Origin of the sequence: Catenovulum agarivorans YM01, from assembly GCF_000281085.1 — a bacterium.
Classification (GTDB): domain Bacteria; phylum Pseudomonadota; class Gammaproteobacteria; order Enterobacterales; family Alteromonadaceae; genus Catenovulum; species Catenovulum agarivorans.
The window spans coordinates 47,483-65,922 of sequence record NZ_JH767522.1 but is presented as its reverse complement, the minus strand read 5'-3'; the positions used below and the strand labels follow the sequence as shown (position 1 = coordinate 65,922).

The window sequence follows — 18,440 nt, the reverse complement described above, 5'->3', positions numbered from 1 at the left end:
GAAATCTGATTTGAATCTATTCAAGTTGAATTGCTGCAGCACTGTGTATATTCGCTGCAAGTTTTGGTGGAATCAAGACCACCCGAAGCATAATTTTCTAAAAACGCTATTCGCCAATCCATGGCCGCTCCCAAAAGGTATCCTACCTTTTGAAGTTTTAGAAAATTAGCTCTCGAATGGCCTTTCGGTAAACTAAGGAGTTGCTATATTTTCTGGTCGCGGCGCCGAAGCCGTCTGAGTATGGGAATTGTGTACAAACGAACCAACCTTGAATTATAGGGACATAATTCCGGAGCGACCAAGGATGGTGTACAGCGTTTGGTGAGTTGTGCGTAATTTCCTACGACTGTGCCGCGAATTCTTACTCAGCGTCAAATTGCGCCTGCAACTCAGCCAATTCCTCTTCCAATTCAAGCCAAGTTTCTTCGACTTGTTGTAACTTAGGTTTGATTTCAGCTTGTTCGGCCAACAATTTAGTTAATTTGTCTTTATTTTCAGCCAAATATAAATCATTGTCAGCAAGTTGCGTTTCTATATCAGATAACGCGCTTTGTAGCTTATCGACTTGTTGTTCGACCTGCTCCAGCTTTTTACGCAGAGGACGCGTTTGTTGTCTAAATTCAGCTTCGCGGCGTTTTTTGTCTTGGCGATTTTGCGCAGAGTTGGTTTTGTTTTCTACTTTATCAACCGATTTTTCGGCTGATTTAGCTTGGCGGCTTTGTTCAACTAACCAAGTTTCGTAATCATCTAAATCACCGTCAAATTGGCTAACTTGGCCGTTGGCTACTAGGTAAAAGTCATCACAGGTGCTGCGTAAAATATGTCTATCATGCGACACTATGACCATAGCACCTTCGTAACCTTGCAAAGCAACGGTTAATGCATGACGCATATCTAAATCTAAATGGTTGGTTGGTTCATCGAGTAATAATAAATTCGGTTTTTGCCACACCAATAAAGCGAGCACCAAACGGGCTTTTTCACCACCAGAAAAGGGCGCTACCGCGCTAGTCGCTTGATCGCCATTAAAACCAAACCCACCCAAATAATCTCTTAATTGTTGGTCTGTGTGTTTAGGTGCTAAGCGTTGTAAATGTAATAAAGGGGATGCTTCGTCATCTAACTGTTCTAACTGGTGCTGAGCAAAATAACCGATATTTAATCCTGCACTGCGGCGCACATCACCAGCGAGCGCGTCTAAGTCATTGGCCAACAATTTTATTAAGGTCGATTTACCCGCACCGTTACGACCGAGTAAACCAATGCGACTACCCGGAACTAAGTTAAGCGCTATTTTATTTAGGATGATGTTGTCGCTATATCCTGCAACTACCTTGTCTAGATTAATTAGTGGGTTTGGATTTTTCTCGGGCAGATAAAACTCAAAATGAAATTGGCTATCAGCATGCGCTGGGGCGATTTCTTCCATTTTTGCTAGAGCTTTCATACGCGATTGTGCTTGTTTCGCTTTACTCGCTTTGGCTTTAAAGCGGTCGATAAACGACTGCATATGCGCGCGTTCACGTTGTTGGCGCTCGAACATAGCTTGTTGTTGCTCTAGTTGAGCTGCTCGTTGGCGCTCAAACGCACTGTAGTTACCTGTGTAAGTATAGGTTTTTTTGTTCTCAATATGAATGATATGGCTGCAAACTTGGTCTAAAAAGTCGCGATCGTGCGAGATAACAATTAAAGTGCCTGGGTATTGAGTTAAAAATTTCGCCAGCCAAATAACCGCGTCTAAATCTAAGTGATTGGTTGGTTCATCGAGTAATAATAGGTTTGAACGACATATCAAAGCTTGCGCCAAGTTTAAGCGCATACGCCAACCACCGGAGAAATCACTGACAGGTAAATCGTGCTGTTTGTCGTTAAAACCTAAACCATTGAGTAATTGGCCAGCGCGTGAATGAATGGTATAGCCGTCGATATGCTCCATTTCTGTATAGAGTTGAGCAACCTTTTCACCTTGTTGGGCATTTTGTGCTTTTTCAATTTGTGCGCATAAATTGCGATATTCACTATCACCGTCAATGACATAATCAATTGCACTTTTGCTCAGGGCAGGAGTCTCTTGTTTAACATGGGCTATTTGCCAGTTAGTTGGTAGCGAAAAATCACCTTGATCAATTTGCAGCTCTTGATTAAACAAAGCAAACAAGCTGGATTTACCACAGCCGTTCTTGCCAACTAAACCGACTTTTTGGCCGGCGTGAATGGTTGCGCTAGCTTGTTCTAATAAAAATGCTTGGCCGCGCTGCAATGAAATTTGATTAAGGGTGATCATACATACAATCTACTGGTAAACTATGCGCGTATCATACTAGGTGAGTGAATTTTTGAAAGTGGATAAGAAATTTAAAAAGCGTTTTATCGCAGGTGCCGTTTGTCCAAAGTGCAAGGCCCAAGATAGTTTATTGTTGTTTTTTGACAACGGTGTTGAGCGTATTGAATGTGTTGATTGTGGTCACACTCAAAGCCAAACCGAAGCTCAAGTCGCCAAAGCTGGAGTTAAACAAAACGATGTTATTGGCGTATTTAAACCTGAATAGCTTTGATTACCAGAGCGACCAAGGATGGTGAACAGCGTTTTTAGAAAATTATGCTTCAAACCTAGGTCGGTTTAACTGCACTAATAATGCGGTGGTGGTGTTTCTTCTGACATAGACGCGACCGCGTCTGGCTGCATGCCTTTTAATTTTTTCGCTAACAAACGCAAGGTATGTTCAAGTTCACTAATCTGAGTTTGTTGGCTGACTAAAGCTTGGTTAAGTGCTTGAATAGTATCTTCCTGAAAAGCCAACTGGGTTTCTAAATCATCAATGCGGTTTTCTAATTGGTCGGTCATGGTATTTTCCAGTATTCAGTAAGGCCTATCGAACTTTGGCTAACTATATATGGGTGTAGTGAATCAATTGCAATGCTTTGGATCATACCACCATCAAAAGCGCGTGACGATTTTGCTTGTGCTGTCCAACTTTTAATCAATTTTCCAGATTGCACATTCCACAACATTAATTGTTGTTGTGAGTGTCCTGTAATCAAGTAGCTTTTTTCGGCATAGAAATACGCTGCACTTGTGTAAGTTTTGTCTAATCCCGTGAGCTGGGTTTTGACTGTACCTGAAGTTAAATCAACAATTTGCAGATCCGTCGTGGTACTTATAAAAGCCAATTCATCGTTGAGTATTTTGCCAAAGTGAATGCGGCTGGGCATAGTGTACCTATATCTCACTTCACCACTTTGTGCCTGCCAATACAAAGCCGAATAATCATCTGCTACTGATAACACCCAGTCGCCGTTGTCATCAATATCTAAGCTATTAACGCTGTGACTGTGGCCATAAAACTCAAGGCGAGATTGCTGCTGCGGGTTAAACACGATTACTTTTCCATCAGATTGGGCGATGAATATCGAAGTCGCGCTGTTATTCACCTTGATATCGCGGATTTTTGCATCTTTTACTTGCCAGTAGCCTAAATTTTTGCCACTGTGAGCGTCCCAAAGTGCAAACGCACTAGATGCGGCGGTGACTACGTAGTGGTTGTTGCTCGCTATATGGGCCAAATAAATTGGATCGTTTAGCTGTGAACTTTGTTGCCATACATAGGTCAAAGTCTGTTTTTTCAGGTTCCAAAAATACACAGTATTGTCGTGGTTGATGCTGACACTATATTGTCCATCTTCGGATAAATATGAATTCACGCTACCATGTGGAGCATGATTGAAGCTTATTTCAGCTGTGGCATGTGGCTTAGAACAAGCCAGCAATAGCTGAACTAAACACAAAAGCATGAAATGATAAATTATTGTTAATTTCATGGATTATTTATTGTTAATCGCGCAGATATCATTAGTATAAGTGGTTTTCTCGCTGAAATCTTAATGCAATTTTATTAGCTAAAGTGAAATTGGATTAAGGCTATAGTCAATTTGGAGTGTTATATATGCAAAAATTGGGAGTTGTGAGCGCATTGGCAGCGGCTTTGGTTTTGGCTGGTTGTGGTAAAGACGCAGAAGCAGATAAGGCAGCAAATACGCAAGCTAAAACTACTGAACAAACTCAAACAAAAGAGGCAGTAACTTTGCAAACTTTAAAAGAAAAACAAGCTTATGGCTTGGGTGTAAACTTTGGTACTCAATTAAAATCAACTGTTGAGCAAATCAATGGTGTTGGTTTAACGCTAGATATCGAAATGGTTAAAAAAGGTGTTGCTGACGCTTTAGCGGGTAACCCTGAATTAGATCAAGCGGCTATCCAAGCTGCATTACAAGAATTACAAAAAGAACACCAAGAATTAGACGCTGCTAAGCGTGCTGACGAAGGTAAAGAGTTCTTAGAGCAAGGCGAAGCTTTCTTAGCTGAAAACGCTAAAAAAGACGGCATTCAAACTACTGAGTCTGGTTTACAGTACGAAGTATTAACTGAAGGTGAAGGTGAAAAACCAGCTGCAACTGATACTGTAACTGTTCACTACACTGGTACTTTAATCGACGGTACTAAGTTTGATAGCTCTGTTGACCGTGGTCAACCAGCTTCATTCCCACTTAACCGTGTTATCCCAGGTTGGACTGAAGGTGTTCAGTTGATGAATGTTGGTTCTAAATACCGTTTCTACATTCCTTACAACCTAGCTTACGGTGAAAATGGTACGGGTAGCATTCCTCCATTCTCAACTTTAATCTTTGATGTTGAGTTAATCTCAATCGAAGGCTAAAAATTTCATTTGAGGTTCTTAAGAAGGTTGGAGCAATAATTTAGAGCAAAATCTCTTTTTCAGGGATGAAAAAGCGAAGCGTATAGGGATATATTTACAGCGTTTTTGTGATAATTATGCTCAAACCTTATTAATTGAGCCAAAAATAAAAAAGCGGACTAGTTAACTAGTCCGCTTTTTTTAATATCCCTGTGTGCTTGCTGTGTGTTTTGAGCTTTATTTTTACTTGATTAATTTAGCCTTTAAGCAACTTCTGAGTGCTTAGTAAACAAGTTATTGATTAGCTGATCTTCAAAATCAAATCTGTCTTCTAATGCTTGGCCTAAATCAGACAAGTCTGTATCAAAACTACCCCAGTCTGCGTTTTCATCTAGTTCTGCATAAGTTGCATCGAACTTAAGTGCGATATCTGTCGTCGTATTTATCTTAGGCCATAAGGTTTTGGCTAATTCTAAACTTTCACCACCATTGACTTTACACTGTGAAACAATATTATCGAATACTTCAAAGTGGCCTGCTGATAAGTAGTCTACAAGAACTTGGCAGAATTGAATAACTTCTTCATGACTAGGTAATTGACCTTTTTCCGCTTCAAATGGCGGCAACCCAGCAAGTTTACAGTAACGTACTAATAAATCTCTGCGTTCCTCTAACCAGCTGTCAATTATTTTATTAGCGCCACCGTATTTTTGTTGTGCTTTTTGCAATTCTGTCAACATAAATGATAATCACCTTTTGGCTTACTTCCTGAGTTGATATCTAACGACATCAGAGAAAAAAATGCAATACAGCAAAGGCAAATTAGTTAAAAAAGTGCTAAAAATTTAACAAAATATAAAGAAATGAAATATCAAAAAACAACAATGATAGATGAGTTGCGAATATGCTGATAAATACCCCAAATAAAAATGACTTTTCATCAGCTGCATATTGGGTTGTTGTTCAACAAGATGAACTCTGGTTGCAAGCATCAACACCTTGGTTGCCTTACGGCAGCGCAGACGAGTTGTTTGTTGACTTCAAAGCAAATTCGGCAATGCAAGTGGGTGAACATGCAGGACATCCAGTTTATATGGTTAACGCTGGCTCTGTGGTACTGGCTGCTGAATACCCTGCTGAGTTTATTGAATTTCGTGAGTTGATCACCCAAACTCAGCTGGAAGAACACTTGTTCTCAATAGCCGCTAAAGCGATTCAATTTCAACATTTTTTGGCAACGCATAAATTTTGTGGCCGCTGTGGCAAGCGCATGTATGCTGTTTCGTGGGAACTGGCGATGCATTGTAAACATTGCCGACATAGATGTTATCCGCGTTTATCACCATGCGTGATAATGGCTGTGTTAGATGGTGACAAGCTATTGTTAGCTCGCGGCAAAAAAAGTCGTTCAGGGCGGTTTTCAATTTTAGCCGGATTTGTTGAACCAGGTGAAACTTTAGAGCAAGCTGTCGCTCGTGAAGTTGAAGAAGAAGTGGGCGTTAAGGTTAACAATATTCGCTATGTAGGTAGTCAACCTTGGCCATTCCCGCATCAAATTATGGTTGGTTTTGTGGCAGATCATCAATCTGGCGAAATTAGCATAGATGAGCAGGAAATTGCTGAAGCAGCTTGGTATACTTTGGATGCTTTACCAGAAACGCCCGGTGAATATTCAATTGCAGGTAAGATGATTGGTCAGTTAGTTGAAAATTATTTGTCTGGCGGTCAATAATTGTTTGGTAAAAACAAAAAAGCCTTACAAAGGTAAGGCTGAATGTTAGTGCTTGAGGTCCCGATTATTCGAGCTTCTGCTTGTTATCTTCACTAGCGCGACATATTTATAACAAATGTATAATTTTGATGCAACAAAATTATCTAAAAGAAACTTTTTATTTAAAATATTGCGCCACGGCGTGTGTTAACTGAACGTGAGTTGGGAAAAACAATGGCTGAACTTAAAAACAGAAGATACTTAGATGCTTTATTAAAACGCAAGGTAGACCGCACGCCAATTTGGATGATGCGCCAAGCAGGCCGTTATTTACCAGAATATCGTGCGACCAGAGCACAAGCGGGTGATTTTATGTCGCTGTGTAAAAATCCAGAGTTGGCTTGTGAAGTCACTTTGCAGCCATTGCGCCGTTATCCGCTTGATGCCGCAATTCTGTTTTCAGATATTTTAACTATTCCTGATGCTATGGGCATGGGCTTATATTTTGAAACTGGTGAAGGTCCACGTTTTACCAAACAGCTAAATGACTTAACAGATATCGCGGCATTGCCTGTGCCAGATCCAAATAAATCATTAAAATATGTGATGGACGCAGTTTCAACCATTCGTACCGCATTAAATGGTGATGTACCGCTAATTGGTTTTTCTGGTAGTCCATGGACACTTGCGACTTATATGGTTGAAGGTGGTAGCAGTAAAACTTTCTCAAAAGTTAAACGCATGGGTTATGAAGCGCCAGAAGCTTTGCATTTGTTATTAACTAAATTGGCTGAATCTGTTACTGAATACCTGAATGCGCAAATTGACGCTGGTGCACAATCATTAATGATTTTTGATACTTGGGGTGGGGTATTGTCTCCGCGTAACTACCGAGAGTTTTCACTTGATTACATGGCAAAAATTGTTGATGGCTTAAATTTAGGCTCAGGTGATAATCGTATTCCTGTAACCTTGTTTACTAAAGGTGGCGGTCAATGGTTAGAATGGATCGCAGACACAGGTTGTGATGGTATTGGTTTAGACTGGACAACCGATATTGGTGAAGCGCGTCGTCGTGTTGGTGACAAAGTTGCGTTGCAAGGTAATATGGACCCATCTGTGCTATACGCATCACCACAAACAATTCGTCAAGAAGTACAAATGATTTTAGATAGTTATGGCCAAGGTACTGGGCACGTATTTAATTTAGGCCATGGTATTACCCCTGAAGTAAAACCAGAAAACGCTGAGGCCTTTATCAAAGCGGTTACTGAGCTAAGCCCTGTTTACCATTCAGAGTAAACTGCTGGTTCAATTCTGAAGGTTGTTTCGGCGTAGTCGTAAAGACTGCGCCGACCTTTATGTTTTCCCTTCCAATCATTTGTGACAACTATTAAGCTATAGACAATTCCCGATAGGAAACAGCGGCTTAGACAAATGAAAACGGAATCGACCTCAAACATCAAATTATTATTGTTAGCGCCTGCCTTGGCCGTGATTTCTGTACTCATTGCAGTCAGTTTTAATTTGAGCTTCACAATATGTGCCACTATAGGCATAACCACATTAACAGCTGTGTGGTGGATAACCGAAGCGCTGCCAATTCCGGCTACTTCACTGATACCCATAGCATTGTTTCCATTGTTTGGGGTGATAGATCATAAAACGGCTGCATCGTCTTTGGGCTCTCATGTTATTTTGCTGTTGATGGGCGCCTTTATGCTGTCTAAAGGCATGGAAAAATCAGGTGTGCATAAGCGTTTAGCGGTTAACCTTATCCAGCTTTTTGGCGCAGATAATCCTAGAAAAATTCTTTTTGGCATCATGCTAACTGCAGCTATTTTAAGTATGTGGGTAAGTAATACCGCTACCACTTTAATGTTATTGCCTTTAGTACTGGCTTTGGCCGAAGGTTGTAATTCACAGCGTTTTGGCATTGTTTTGTTGTTGGGGGTTGCTTATGCCGCAAGTGTTGGGGGTATGGGCACTTTGATCGGCACGCCGCCAAATGTCATTTTTGCTGCAGTTTATCAGCAGCAGTTTTCTACTGAATTCAGCTTTTTGGATTGGATGAAAATAGGTGTACCCATAGTATTGATTGCCATTCCGTTAATGGCGCTGTGGTTGTCTCGTGGCTTAGACAAAAAAGTCGAGTTAACCTTAACTAAAGTTGGTGAATGGAGCCAAGCTGAAAAGCGGGTTCTGGGGATATTTTGCATTGTCGCTGCTATGTGGATCTTCCGCAGCGAACCTTTTGGAGGTTGGAGCGGTTTAATTGGCAACAATACAGTTGGTGATAGCACTATAGCATTATTGGGTGTTGCCGCGATGTTTTGCATACAAGGTACAAATCATCAAGGCGAAAAAAGTTATTTATTAGATTGGAACACGGCTAACCAAATTCCCTGGGGCATGTTGTTGTTATTTGCCGGTGGTATTTGTATCGCCAAAGCCTTTAGCCAAAGTGGCTTAAGTGAATTGATGGGGCAAGGTCTAACTGGTCTAGCGCAATTGCCAACTTATCTAATGATATTAATGATTTGTTTGGCTGTTACTTTTACCACTGAGGTGACAAGTAATACAGCAACAACAACCTTGTTGATGCCAGTGTTGGCCGCCGCGGGTGTTGCTGCAGGTATAGATCCTAAATTACTGATGATCCCTGCTGCTATGAGTGCTAGTTGTGCTTTTATGTTGCCCGTAGCTACCGCGCCAAATGCAATTGTTTATGGTGCAGACAAGTTTGATATAAAAACCATGATGCGTGAAGGTCTGGTATTAAATTTGATTTTAGCCATGATTATTAGCTTGCTCTCGTTAACCTTACTCACCTAATAAAAATAATTTGTTAACTAGTTTAAAAAAATGTTGACACCGGTGGCACACTTGCTATCTAATCGCCTCGCCAAACCGAAATTTTTGTATTTCACTTTGTAGAAATGCTACCGGTGGCAAATTAACATACCGTGAAAGTCGTTAGAGACTGCTCAGTATCGTTTGAGTCAATTTTCATACAGGCGAGATACACAATGAGTTACCAAAATACCTTTAAATTATCAAAAGTATATTTAAGCATGCTTGTTGCTGGTGGCTTAGCTACCGGTACATTTGCACATGCGCAAGATAGTGAATCAGCTGCTGAAGAAGCAGCTGAAGTAATCAAAGTCACAGGTTTTAGAAGCAGCTTAAACGCAGCTTTGATGGCCAAGCGTGATACAGTCGGTTCAAAAGAAGTTATTTTAGCTGAAGATATAGGCAAGTTCCCTGATTTGAACATTGCTGACTCTTTAGCTCGCGTCCCGGGCATTTCAGTTGAAGAAGATGGTGGTGAAGGCCGTCAAATTTCTTTACGTGGTTTAGGTTCACGTTTTGTTAAAACAACCATAAATGGCATGGAATCGGCTGCGGCCGGCGGTGGTTCGGATGCTGCAGGTGGTTCGAACAAAGACAGAGCGTTTGATTTTAATATTTTTGCATCTGAATTATTTACCCAAGTAGATGTAGATAAAACCCCTTCAGCAGAACTAGAAGACGGTGGTATAGGTGGTAATGTTAACCTACAGGCAGCACGTCCTTTCCAATACCAAGATGCAAAATTTTCATACAACGTTAATGCTAGATACAACGATATTGCTGCAGAAACAACTCCGCGTATGTCATTTATGGCAACTAAGAATTGGGATAATAAATTCGGCGTATTAGGTTCACTTGCTTATTCTGAAGGTATAGTGCAATCAGAAGGGACTACAACAGTTCGTTGGACTAAGCTAAACCCGAAATATGATCCAAATGGCACATTAGTGTCTGAGGGTGGAACCAATCACTTATTGGCAGTACCACGTACAATTATTAGTGAGAACGACATATACGACAATGAGGATTTAGATGGTTTATGGATGCCGCGTATTCCTCGTTATTCTATTTACAGTCAACAACAAAAACGCTTAGGTGCCACCGGTGCGTTGCAATTCGCACCAATGGACAATCTAGTACTAACTTTAGATTATTTGCATGCTAAATTAGATACAGACGTTAACGAGTATCAATACGAAGTTTTATTCCGAGACAATGCGAACAGTAGTGGTGTCGTGAGCGACTCTGCACGCCAATACGCTGAAAATTTAGTGGTTGATGACAGAGGTGTTATTGTTGCGGGTGCTTTCTCTGATGCAACTATTCGCTCTGAATCACGTAAAGACAAGTATTCTTCTACGTTTAACCAATTGTCATTTAACGCTGAGTGGTTTATTAGTGATGAACTACAAGTTAAATTGTTAGTTGGTAAAGGTACATCCGATTTAGACGTGCCTTATAAACGCACCCTGGCATTAGATGCCGAAGATTCTTATTTGGCATACAGCTTTGATTCTAACGTTGATCCAGTTGCGTTGTTGAATGAAACTCCAAATGGTTTAGCCCAAGGTTCACTCAATAGCGATATGGCATCTTTTGCATTTGCTCCATCTCACGCAAAAGGTAGTTATAGTAAAAATGATTTAGAAAATTTAATGACTGATGGAAACAACTATCAAGTTGGCTTAGTGCGTCAAGAGGTTGAATCCATTGAGAGTGAAAACACTAGTATCAAACTTGATGTTGTGTGGCAGCTCAATGAAAATTTAACCCTCAAAGCGGGTCTAAATAGCCGTAGCTTTGAAACAGAATTCCACAATGGCCGTAATAATTGGCGTTGGGCGTACGATCCGAACGATGCGTCGAAAACTCAGACAGCTGAAACAGGGTTGATTCGAGACACTAGCATCAGCCGAGTGGATTCTAGTTATGGCTCTAGTTTAGCCCAGTTAGGTGAAGAGTTTGGTAATTCAGCGCAAGTACCAAATACTTCAACCTTAACTCAAGCAACATGGTTTGCCCCAGATTTCAACTCAATTTTAGCTGCTTATGGTGATGCGCCATATTTTGAAGCTCGCGAGCGTTATGCTGAAGCTTACCGTATCAAAGAGGAAGTTGATGCTGTATACGCTCAGTTAGACTTCAATACGAGCTTAGGTGGTATGGACGTACGCGGTAACTTTGGTGTACGTTATTTAGACAATACTAATACAGCATGGAAAGTTCAGTCTGGTACTTACAGCACAACAACTTATTTGTTAAATGATCCTTCTGCTGGTGTGCAATGGACTGAAACTGTAAGTACAGGTGAAGAGTTTTTACCTTCATTCAATTTAGCTGTTGATTTAACTGATGACCTAGTTGCTCGTTTTAGTGCTTCAAAAGCAATTTCTCGCCCGTCATTAACTGAGCTTCGCCCAACTATTTCGATTAGCTACGGTGACACTGACGGTGGTGATGGTAAAATTACTGTAGGCGCTGGCCCAACTTTGGAACCAGAAAAGGCCACTCAATATGACTTAGGTTTAGAGTGGTATTTTGCGCAAGAGTCTTTGCTTGCTGCAACTGTGTTTTATAAAGACATTGCATTGTTGAGCAAACAAGCAGCCAAAAGTACTGTATCTGAAGATTGGTTTGCAAGAATTGGTGGTGATGTTGATAGATGGTCAGCGGATAAACAATGGGAAATTACTCAGTTAATGAATATGCCTGCTGAAGGTATGTGGGGTTCTGAGTTTATTTACCAACAGCCGCTTAATATGTTACCTGAGCCATTCAACAATTTAGGTATTTTAGCCAACTATACTTATATTGATTTTAAAGTAGATGAAGAAAACCCATTTACTGGAGAAACATTACAAGTTGAACCAGTTGGTACCTCAAAAAATACCTTTAACGCAACTTTATATTACGAAGATGATGTATGGGGTGCACGTATTTCTTACAACTACCGCACAGCCTATGCCAAAGAGTTTGCCGCGCGTAATAACGAAGGTAACTATGGTCGTGGTGCTGATGAAGTGGGTACATGGAAATTCTCTTCTAAGTATGCGTTAAATGATGATATGTCGTTATCTTTCGAAATTATCAACTTAACCAATGAGAAGAAAAATACTTGGGTAGATACTCAATTACATTTACCGTACGAGAGTTATGTAAACGGTCGCCAATTCCTATTTGGTATCCGCGGTTCATTATAAGTTAGACTTAAGTAGTTCCAACTATAAAGGCAGCGTTAGCTGCCTTTGTTTTATCTTTAATCTTTTTAATTAATCGCCAGCTCTAAACCCTTTTGAAAACACAGTTTAGCTTTGCCCTCTATACCGGCTTGTTGATAAATATCGCCCATTAGCTGATAACTATATGGTGATTTTAGCTGTTTAATCGCGCTTTCCATAGCTTGCTGCGCCAGTTGTACGTCAGAGTTTTTCAAGGCACAAATAGCTAAGGCTATTTTAAGTAACTCGGCGTCTGGCTGTTTTTTCAGTTGTTTTTCTAACCAAGCAATCAGCTTAAGTGGTTGAGTAAACTGCAAACCGTTTAGCAGCTTGAGGTTGTTTTCATTTTGGCGATTAAGCTGAGTAAGGTTATCTGTTTGTTCAAATAACTTAATAAAAAACTTTTCTGCTTGTTGGTTGGCTTCTAATTTAATTAAGCCGGCTAAATACACTTGCAATATCGGCTGATTTGGCTCAACCAGCTTATGAATTTGTTTAAAACTTTGCTCAAGTAAAGATAAATTTTTCTCTTCTACTGCTTGGTTAAACTGAGCTTGGTAAGCAGCAAAACACATAGCTTTTAGCTCGGTAGGGCTAATATCTGTGTATTTTTTTACTTTTGGCAATATGTTTTGCAGTGATTCGAATTGCTGGTTGTGCTGATAAGCTTGCGCGAGCAATAACAAAGCGGCTGAATCTTTGTTATTGCGCTCTAGTACCTTTTCAATTGTGGTGATGGCTTGCGCAAATTTTTCTTCATTGATTAAACTTTTAGCTGTGGCTAACTGCTTATCGTTTTCGCTACCGCCTTGTTGCGCTCGTAATTGATATAAACTGCTTTCGTCTAACTCACCTAGTTGTTTGCTTGCTTCGGCGGCAATTAAATAATGGCTAGCTGGGATAGGGCTATTATGTACTTGTTTTAAACTCAGGGTTTGTGCGCGGCTCCATTGTTGGTTAAACAAAGCTTCAATTGCAGAAGATAGACTTTGTAGGCTAGATGCTTGTTTGCTTTTACTGCGCCATGCACTAAAGTTGCGGCGCGCTCTAAATAAGCCTATTAAAAAAGTTTCAATTACTTTAAAGCCCAGATACGCCAGTAACAATACAAACAAGAAACCAAAAAAGCTGGCTTCCCATACATAGCCAGCAAGGTTTATTAATACATAACCTTTTTCTTCAACTAACACTGCGCCTAATGCCAAAAACAAGCAGGTTAGAATAAATAGAATAAGCATCTTAATCATGGTTTTGTACCACCAATTCAAGTGACGCCAGCTTTACTTTGTCAAAATGCCCCGTGATATCTTGCTCAGACAATTCAATTAACTTGTCTATCGTGTCCATCACGCGAATATCATTGGTTTGGTAATAAATACTCAACCAATTTGCCGCTTGTTTAAGTGCAGCTGACAGCACTTGTGGATTTTTATTTAAAGCCGCCCATTGTGCTTGGTGTAAAACACTAATTAAATTCAGTTCAACATTCTGACTCTGCTCTGGGGTTAATAAAGCTTCGACACTTTCGTTACGCTTTTTCGGTGTGAACAATTCTAAAAAGTCACGCCAAACGATAGCTAAGTTCTGCCAACTGGTTTCTGTAGTGGGTTTGAGATCAGCGTGCGCTTGTTTCTCTGTTCCTAGCTCAGTTTGTTGCATAGGTAATAAACGAACTTGACCTATTATTTGTGCCAAAGCTAAATACATATCTTGATTTTGTTGTTTTGCCAGCTCAGTAAGCACACCAATATCTTGATTAATGGCTGCGGATAATTCGATATGTTGGCTAAAGTCGCTTTGTTGCATAGTCTTCGCAGCCAATTGCATAGCCAATAGCGCAGCTGCTGGATTTTTCTCTAAAACCAGTTTGTACTGCGCTTGTTTTACTAGATAGGCAACATCATCGAGTAATAGTTTGTTTTTGTTGTTTTGACTGTTTTGTTTAACTTGATTTAACAAGCTGGATAACTCAGCTTGTTGATTTGCATAAGTTTGCTGTTGCGACTGAGCTAAGTCGTTGGCAAATGTTTGTAGACGGTTTTGTAAATCTTGCTCAAATTGACGCTGTTGATTGAGTTGCTGTTGACGTACTTGCTGACCAAGCTGATTAAATTCTTGTTGTTGGCTGCTGATTTGACCAAGTTTATCATCAACTTGGTTAAGCTGACTCAGCCAATTTTGTGGTTTGTATTGTGCTTGCCAATACAGGTAACCACTTGCACCTACTGCTGTCAGAGCTATTAATAAACTTAGCCAAGCAATACCTTTGCCGCTTGATTGAGTTGCAGGTTTTTCTGCTTGTACAGTTGCGGGCGTTGCGACTGGTTGAACTGTTGGTTTTGGTGTAACAGGCTCTGCTACTTCTGCTGTTTCGGTCGCTTTGTCGATATCAGCTTTTTGCTTGCTTGTTTGTTCAGCTACTTGTGTTTCACTTTGCTCAGAAGCTGGCTGATTGTTTTGCTCTGCGGTGGTGATTGTATCTTTGTTAGTCGCAGATTCCGTTTTATCTGTCATATTGTTTATGCGCCTGTAAAGCTTGAATTATGGTTAAGTTGTTTGCGCCTTGCATATTGATAACATCAGATGCGCCATATTGGCTGAGCTGAGATGCAACACGCTGTGAAGGAACAAAAGTGCAGACATCAAGCCACGGCTTTAATTCACTTTTATTCTGTTTTTCAACTGCTTGATATAACTTTAACGCAATTTCACCACTGGTAAAGACAAAATAATCACAGCTCAATGCTGTTTGTAATTGAGTTGAGGTTAAAGTTAACCATTGGCGTTTATAAATATTGTAGGTAGTTAATTTTTTATTAGCCAGTTTAAATGCTTGTTCTATTGCATCACGCCCTTGTTCACCTTTAAGCAATATTGCTTGTTGACTGTGTTTTACTTGTGGGTGGGCGAGTATGCCTTCGGAATCATTATTCTCAGGCAAAAGGACGTTGTGAAAACCCGCGGCTTTAAGTTGTTTTGCCGTTTTATCACCAACTGCAATAGTGTTTTTTTGTTGTAGCTTTGTTAAGTCGCTTGGGTGTAACTGCTGAGTCAGTTTTTCAACCGCGTACTGGCTGGTGATTATGACTAAGTCTATGTTTGTTAGTTGCGCTGAAAAATTGTTGGAAGACAGCGATATACAATCGCTGCCGTCTACAATATCAAATAGTGCTAAGTGTACAGGCTCAAAACCAGCGCTTATTAAATTTTGGTTGAGTTGTTGGGCGCTGCTGCCGTGCCGACAGTGTAAAACCTTATTGTTTGTTCCCATACACTTCATCAAGCACGCTTTTTGCACCTGCTTTTAGCAATTCTTCTGCTGCGGCTATGCCAATTTGTTCTGCTTCTTCTGGTAAACCAGATTTTTCTGTGTAGAACACTTGTTTGCCATCTACGGATGCAACCAAACCGCGGAAAAATATTTCAGAGCCTTTTTGCTCGGCATACCCTGCAATTGGCACTTGGCAACCACCATTTAAACGTGTATTAAAGCCACGCTCTGTTGTCACTATAGTGGCTGTATCCGCATGGTTAAGCACTGCGAGTAAATCTAGAGTTTGTTGATCGTCTATCCGACATTCTATACCTACAGCGCCTTGACCCACAGCTGGTAACATTAGGTCGCTATCAATAAATTGTTGGATGCGCTCTTCTAGCTCTAGGCGGATCAGTCCGGCACTCGCGAGAATAATGGCATCAAATTCACCTTCGTCTAGTTTGCGCAAGCGAGTTTGTACATTGCCGCGTAGTGATTTTATTTGTAGGTCTGGTCTGTGTTTTAACAGCTGGCATTGACGACGCAAACTTGAAGTGCCCACAACCGCACCTTCAGGTAAATCATCAATTGATTTATAGTTATTGGAAACAAATGCATCACGCGGATCTTCACGCTCACAAATTACCGCTAGGCCTAAACCTTCTGGGAATTCCATAGGCACATCTTTCATCGAATGGACTGCAATATCCGCTTCGCCGTTTAACATAGCAACTTCTAGCTCTTTTACAAATAGCCCTTTGCCACCAATTTTAGCCAGTGGTGTATCTAATATTTTGTCACCTTTGGTTTTAATTTTAACCAGTGATACAGTTAAACCTGTATGGGCGGCTTCTAAACGAGATTTGACATATTCAGCTTGCCAGAGTGCTAACAAACTATCGCGGGTGGCTATTTTTAAATGTTTCGACATAAGAGAGGCTATCTGTTTGAATTTAGCTAAAAACTGGCTTTATCTTAGCTTATCTAACTGCCTGACCCAAGGTATACTGCAAAATATCTCAGGGAAATTTGTGCGAAATTTATGACTATTTACGAAGTTCTTAACATCAGTGTGCAGTTTTTAATGATTGGCATTATTGCCAGTGGTTTTGTTTATGCACGCAAACAATTTAATTTACATGCGCGCTCACACGAATGGGAGCGTATGGTGCTTACCCAAAATGCAATTGCAGACTTTCGCAAAAATCAAAGTTTGCGTCATATCAGCCATAAACTTGGATATCTAGGTGAACAACACCAAGTTTGTTTAGCCGAGCTTAACCAAGCATTTGCAGAAGATTCAGAATTGCGCGCTGATGTGCATATGTACCTAAATCAAATTGAGATTTTGGCTGCGGGCGTATTAAATGGTGTATACGAAGAAAAACTGATCCAAGATAGTATGGGCAATACTATCATTTATGCGTTCAAATTTTTTCAGCAATATATTGAACAAAGACGCTTAGATTTGAGTCCCAAGTTATATCAAAAAACTCAAACAATAGTGCAAACTTGGGCGGACGCTGCCTAGCCCATCAACACACAAGGAAAGTCATGTTTAAAAAAATTATTCTGCTCGTTTTAATGTTCAGCTTAGCCGGTTGCAGTTTGTCGTTTATGTACAACCGTGCGCACTGGTGGGCTGATTGGTATTTAGACGACTTTGTCGATTTAACTTCCGCGCAGCAGGATAGGTTTGATCAGCAATTTAAACAGTGGCATCAATGGCATAGAAGCCAGCAATTGCCTATGTATCAAGCTCAGTTTGCTTTGGTTAAACAGCAATTTAACCAAGGTGTAGGCGAAGGTGGATTAAATGAAGCTGCATTACTTGAGCATGTAAATGCATTTGAAAAGTATTGGCGCGATGTACTTATTTATGTCGCACCAGAATTAGCCCAACTCGCGGTTAGTTTATCTGCTGAACAAAAGCAGCAGTTAATCAGTAACATCCGCAAAAATAACCAAGAAAAACAGCAGGAGTGGGATGAACAAACGGATGAAGAAAAACATCAAAATTTTATCGAGAAGCAAGTCGAACAATATCAAGACTGGTTTGGTCGCTTAAATAAACAGCAGAAACAGTTAATTGCGCAGCAGAGTGATTTATATGTTGGCACTCGCGGTCAATGGTTGCAGTATCAAAATGATTGGTTGGCGGCATTTGAGCAAGCTTTGTTGGCATCTGATGTAGCCAAAGTTAGCCAATTAATTGCTCGCCCATATGATTTACGTAGTGAAGTTTTGCAGCAAAACGTAATGCGCAATCGCGGTTTGTATGTCAAAAATACCCACAAATTAATGCTGGGTTTAACCGACAAGCAACAGCGCCATTTATTGTCTGAGTTAGATGATTACGAGTCGACCTTTCGAAAATTACATCAGGATTATTGAATTATAAATTTTACCAAACCGTTGTTTGCCTATTATTGGTCGCTAGTCGGGAGTCTAACGACCTGAATTGCTGAAAAATTTTGCCACAGAATACAAAAGGTGAATAAGATATTGTTCACAAAACCGCTGCGAGCCCATCCATGGGGCGCTCTCACAAGATGTCCCTCTCTTGAGAAGTTTTGCTCACAACATGCTCATTTACCTTTTTAACAAACAAGTCGCTGGTATTTCCAGCCCGTTTACACAAAAATTCAAGGTGCTGGAATTTATGTAACCGAGCCCGTTTGAAGCATAATTTTCTAAAATCGCTTTTC

The 18,440-nt window shown here is 40.5% G+C and carries 16 protein-coding genes; 8 read left to right on the top strand and 8 right to left on the bottom strand.

The features are described 5' to 3' along the window. Nucleotides 1-361: 361 nt before the first annotated feature. Complete coding sequence (locus WSC_RS0102965; RefSeq protein WP_016954413.1) at nucleotides 362-2,284, bottom strand: ABC transporter ATP-binding protein; 1,923 nt, start codon at nucleotides 2,282-2,284, stop codon at nucleotides 362-364. Nucleotides 2,285-2,336: 52 nt separating this feature from the next. Between WSC_RS0102965 and WSC_RS0102960 the strand changes: the two genes are divergently transcribed. Then, nucleotides 2,337-2,549, top strand: coding sequence for a YheV family putative zinc ribbon protein (locus WSC_RS0102960; RefSeq protein WP_016954412.1), 213 nt, complete (start codon nucleotides 2,337-2,339; stop codon nucleotides 2,547-2,549). Nucleotides 2,550-2,629: 80 nt separating this feature from the next. Here the strand turns inward: WSC_RS0102960 and WSC_RS0102955 are convergent, their stop codons facing one another. Next, nucleotides 2,630-2,845 (bottom strand): SlyX family protein, encoded by a 216-nt coding sequence (locus WSC_RS0102955; protein ID WP_016954411.1) that lies wholly within the window; start codon nucleotides 2,843-2,845, stop codon nucleotides 2,630-2,632. Then, nucleotides 2,842-3,702: a WD40 repeat domain-containing protein gene (locus tag WSC_RS0102950; protein ID WP_237716276.1), complete on the bottom strand. Its 861-nt coding sequence runs from the start codon at nucleotides 3,700-3,702 to the stop codon at nucleotides 2,842-2,844. Before WSC_RS0102950 ends, WSC_RS0102955 begins: the two co-directional genes overlap by 4 nt. A 242-nt stretch (nucleotides 3,703-3,944) precedes the next feature. On the opposite strand from WSC_RS0102950, the gene WSC_RS0102945 reads away from it, so the two are divergent. Then, nucleotides 3,945-4,715, top strand: coding sequence for a BamJ family beta-barrel-assembly machinery protein (locus WSC_RS0102945; protein ID WP_016954409.1), 771 nt, complete (start codon nucleotides 3,945-3,947; stop codon nucleotides 4,713-4,715). Between the two features lie 242 nt (nucleotides 4,716-4,957). Here the strand turns inward: WSC_RS0102945 and WSC_RS0102940 are convergent, their stop codons facing one another. Continuing rightward, nucleotides 4,958-5,434: an Rsd/AlgQ family anti-sigma factor gene (locus WSC_RS0102940; RefSeq protein ID WP_016954408.1), complete on the bottom strand. Its 477-nt coding sequence runs from the start codon at nucleotides 5,432-5,434 to the stop codon at nucleotides 4,958-4,960. A 164-nt stretch (nucleotides 5,435-5,598) separates the two neighbouring features. Here WSC_RS0102940 and nudC point away from each other — a divergent pair, with 164 nt between their 5' ends. The 4 genes from nudC to WSC_RS0102920 all read left to right on the top strand — a co-directional run bounded on the left by nudC (nucleotide 5,599) and on the right by WSC_RS0102920 (nucleotide 12,458). Next, nucleotides 5,599-6,426: an NAD(+) diphosphatase gene (nudC, locus tag WSC_RS0102935; protein WP_016954407.1), complete on the top strand. Its 828-nt coding sequence runs from the start codon at nucleotides 5,599-5,601 to the stop codon at nucleotides 6,424-6,426. A gap of 213 nt (nucleotides 6,427-6,639) precedes the next feature. Continuing rightward, entirely contained in the window at nucleotides 6,640-7,707 is a 1,068-nt protein-coding gene (hemE, locus tag WSC_RS0102930; protein WP_016954406.1) for a uroporphyrinogen decarboxylase, read from the top strand. Nucleotides 7,708-7,842: 135 nt separating this feature from the next. Further along, nucleotides 7,843-9,240: an SLC13 family permease gene (locus WSC_RS0102925; RefSeq protein ID WP_016954405.1), complete on the top strand. Its 1,398-nt coding sequence runs from the start codon at nucleotides 7,843-7,845 to the stop codon at nucleotides 9,238-9,240. 194 nt (nucleotides 9,241-9,434) lie between these two features. Beyond that, entirely contained in the window at nucleotides 9,435-12,458 is a 3,024-nt protein-coding gene (locus WSC_RS0102920) for a TonB-dependent receptor (RefSeq protein ID WP_016954404.1), read from the top strand. A 65-nt stretch (nucleotides 12,459-12,523) separates the two neighbouring features. Here the strand turns inward: WSC_RS0102920 and WSC_RS0102915 are convergent, their stop codons facing one another. The 4 genes from WSC_RS0102915 to hemC are packed head-to-tail and all read right to left on the bottom strand — an operon-like array spanning nucleotide 12,524 to nucleotide 16,663. Further along, nucleotides 12,524-13,723 carry a heme biosynthesis HemY N-terminal domain-containing protein gene (locus tag WSC_RS0102915; RefSeq protein WP_016954403.1) on the bottom strand — a complete coding sequence of 400 codons (1,200 nt, stop codon included), beginning with the start codon at nucleotides 13,721-13,723 and terminating at the stop codon, nucleotides 12,524-12,526. Beyond that, nucleotides 13,716-14,990, bottom strand: coding sequence for a uroporphyrinogen-III C-methyltransferase (locus WSC_RS0102910; protein WP_016954402.1), 1,275 nt, complete (start codon nucleotides 14,988-14,990; stop codon nucleotides 13,716-13,718). The genes WSC_RS0102915 and WSC_RS0102910 overlap by 8 nt, the downstream gene beginning before the upstream one ends. Then, entirely contained in the window at nucleotides 14,980-15,747 is a 768-nt protein-coding gene (locus tag WSC_RS0102905) for a uroporphyrinogen-III synthase (RefSeq protein WP_016954401.1), read from the bottom strand. The genes WSC_RS0102910 and WSC_RS0102905 overlap by 11 nt, the downstream gene beginning before the upstream one ends. Further along, complete coding sequence (gene hemC / locus WSC_RS0102900; protein ID WP_016954400.1) at nucleotides 15,731-16,663, bottom strand: hydroxymethylbilane synthase; 933 nt, start codon at nucleotides 16,661-16,663, stop codon at nucleotides 15,731-15,733. Before hemC ends, WSC_RS0102905 begins: the two co-directional genes overlap by 17 nt. A gap of 111 nt (nucleotides 16,664-16,774) precedes the next feature. On the opposite strand from hemC, the gene WSC_RS0102895 reads away from it, so the two are divergent. Beyond that, nucleotides 16,775-17,263: a DUF4760 domain-containing protein gene (locus WSC_RS0102895; protein ID WP_016954399.1), complete on the top strand. Its 489-nt coding sequence runs from the start codon at nucleotides 16,775-16,777 to the stop codon at nucleotides 17,261-17,263. A gap of 23 nt (nucleotides 17,264-17,286) precedes the next feature. Next, complete coding sequence (locus tag WSC_RS0102890; protein ID WP_016954398.1) at nucleotides 17,287-18,126, top strand: DUF6279 family lipoprotein; 840 nt, start codon at nucleotides 17,287-17,289, stop codon at nucleotides 18,124-18,126. The last annotated feature ends 314 nt before the right edge of the window (nucleotides 18,127-18,440 follow it).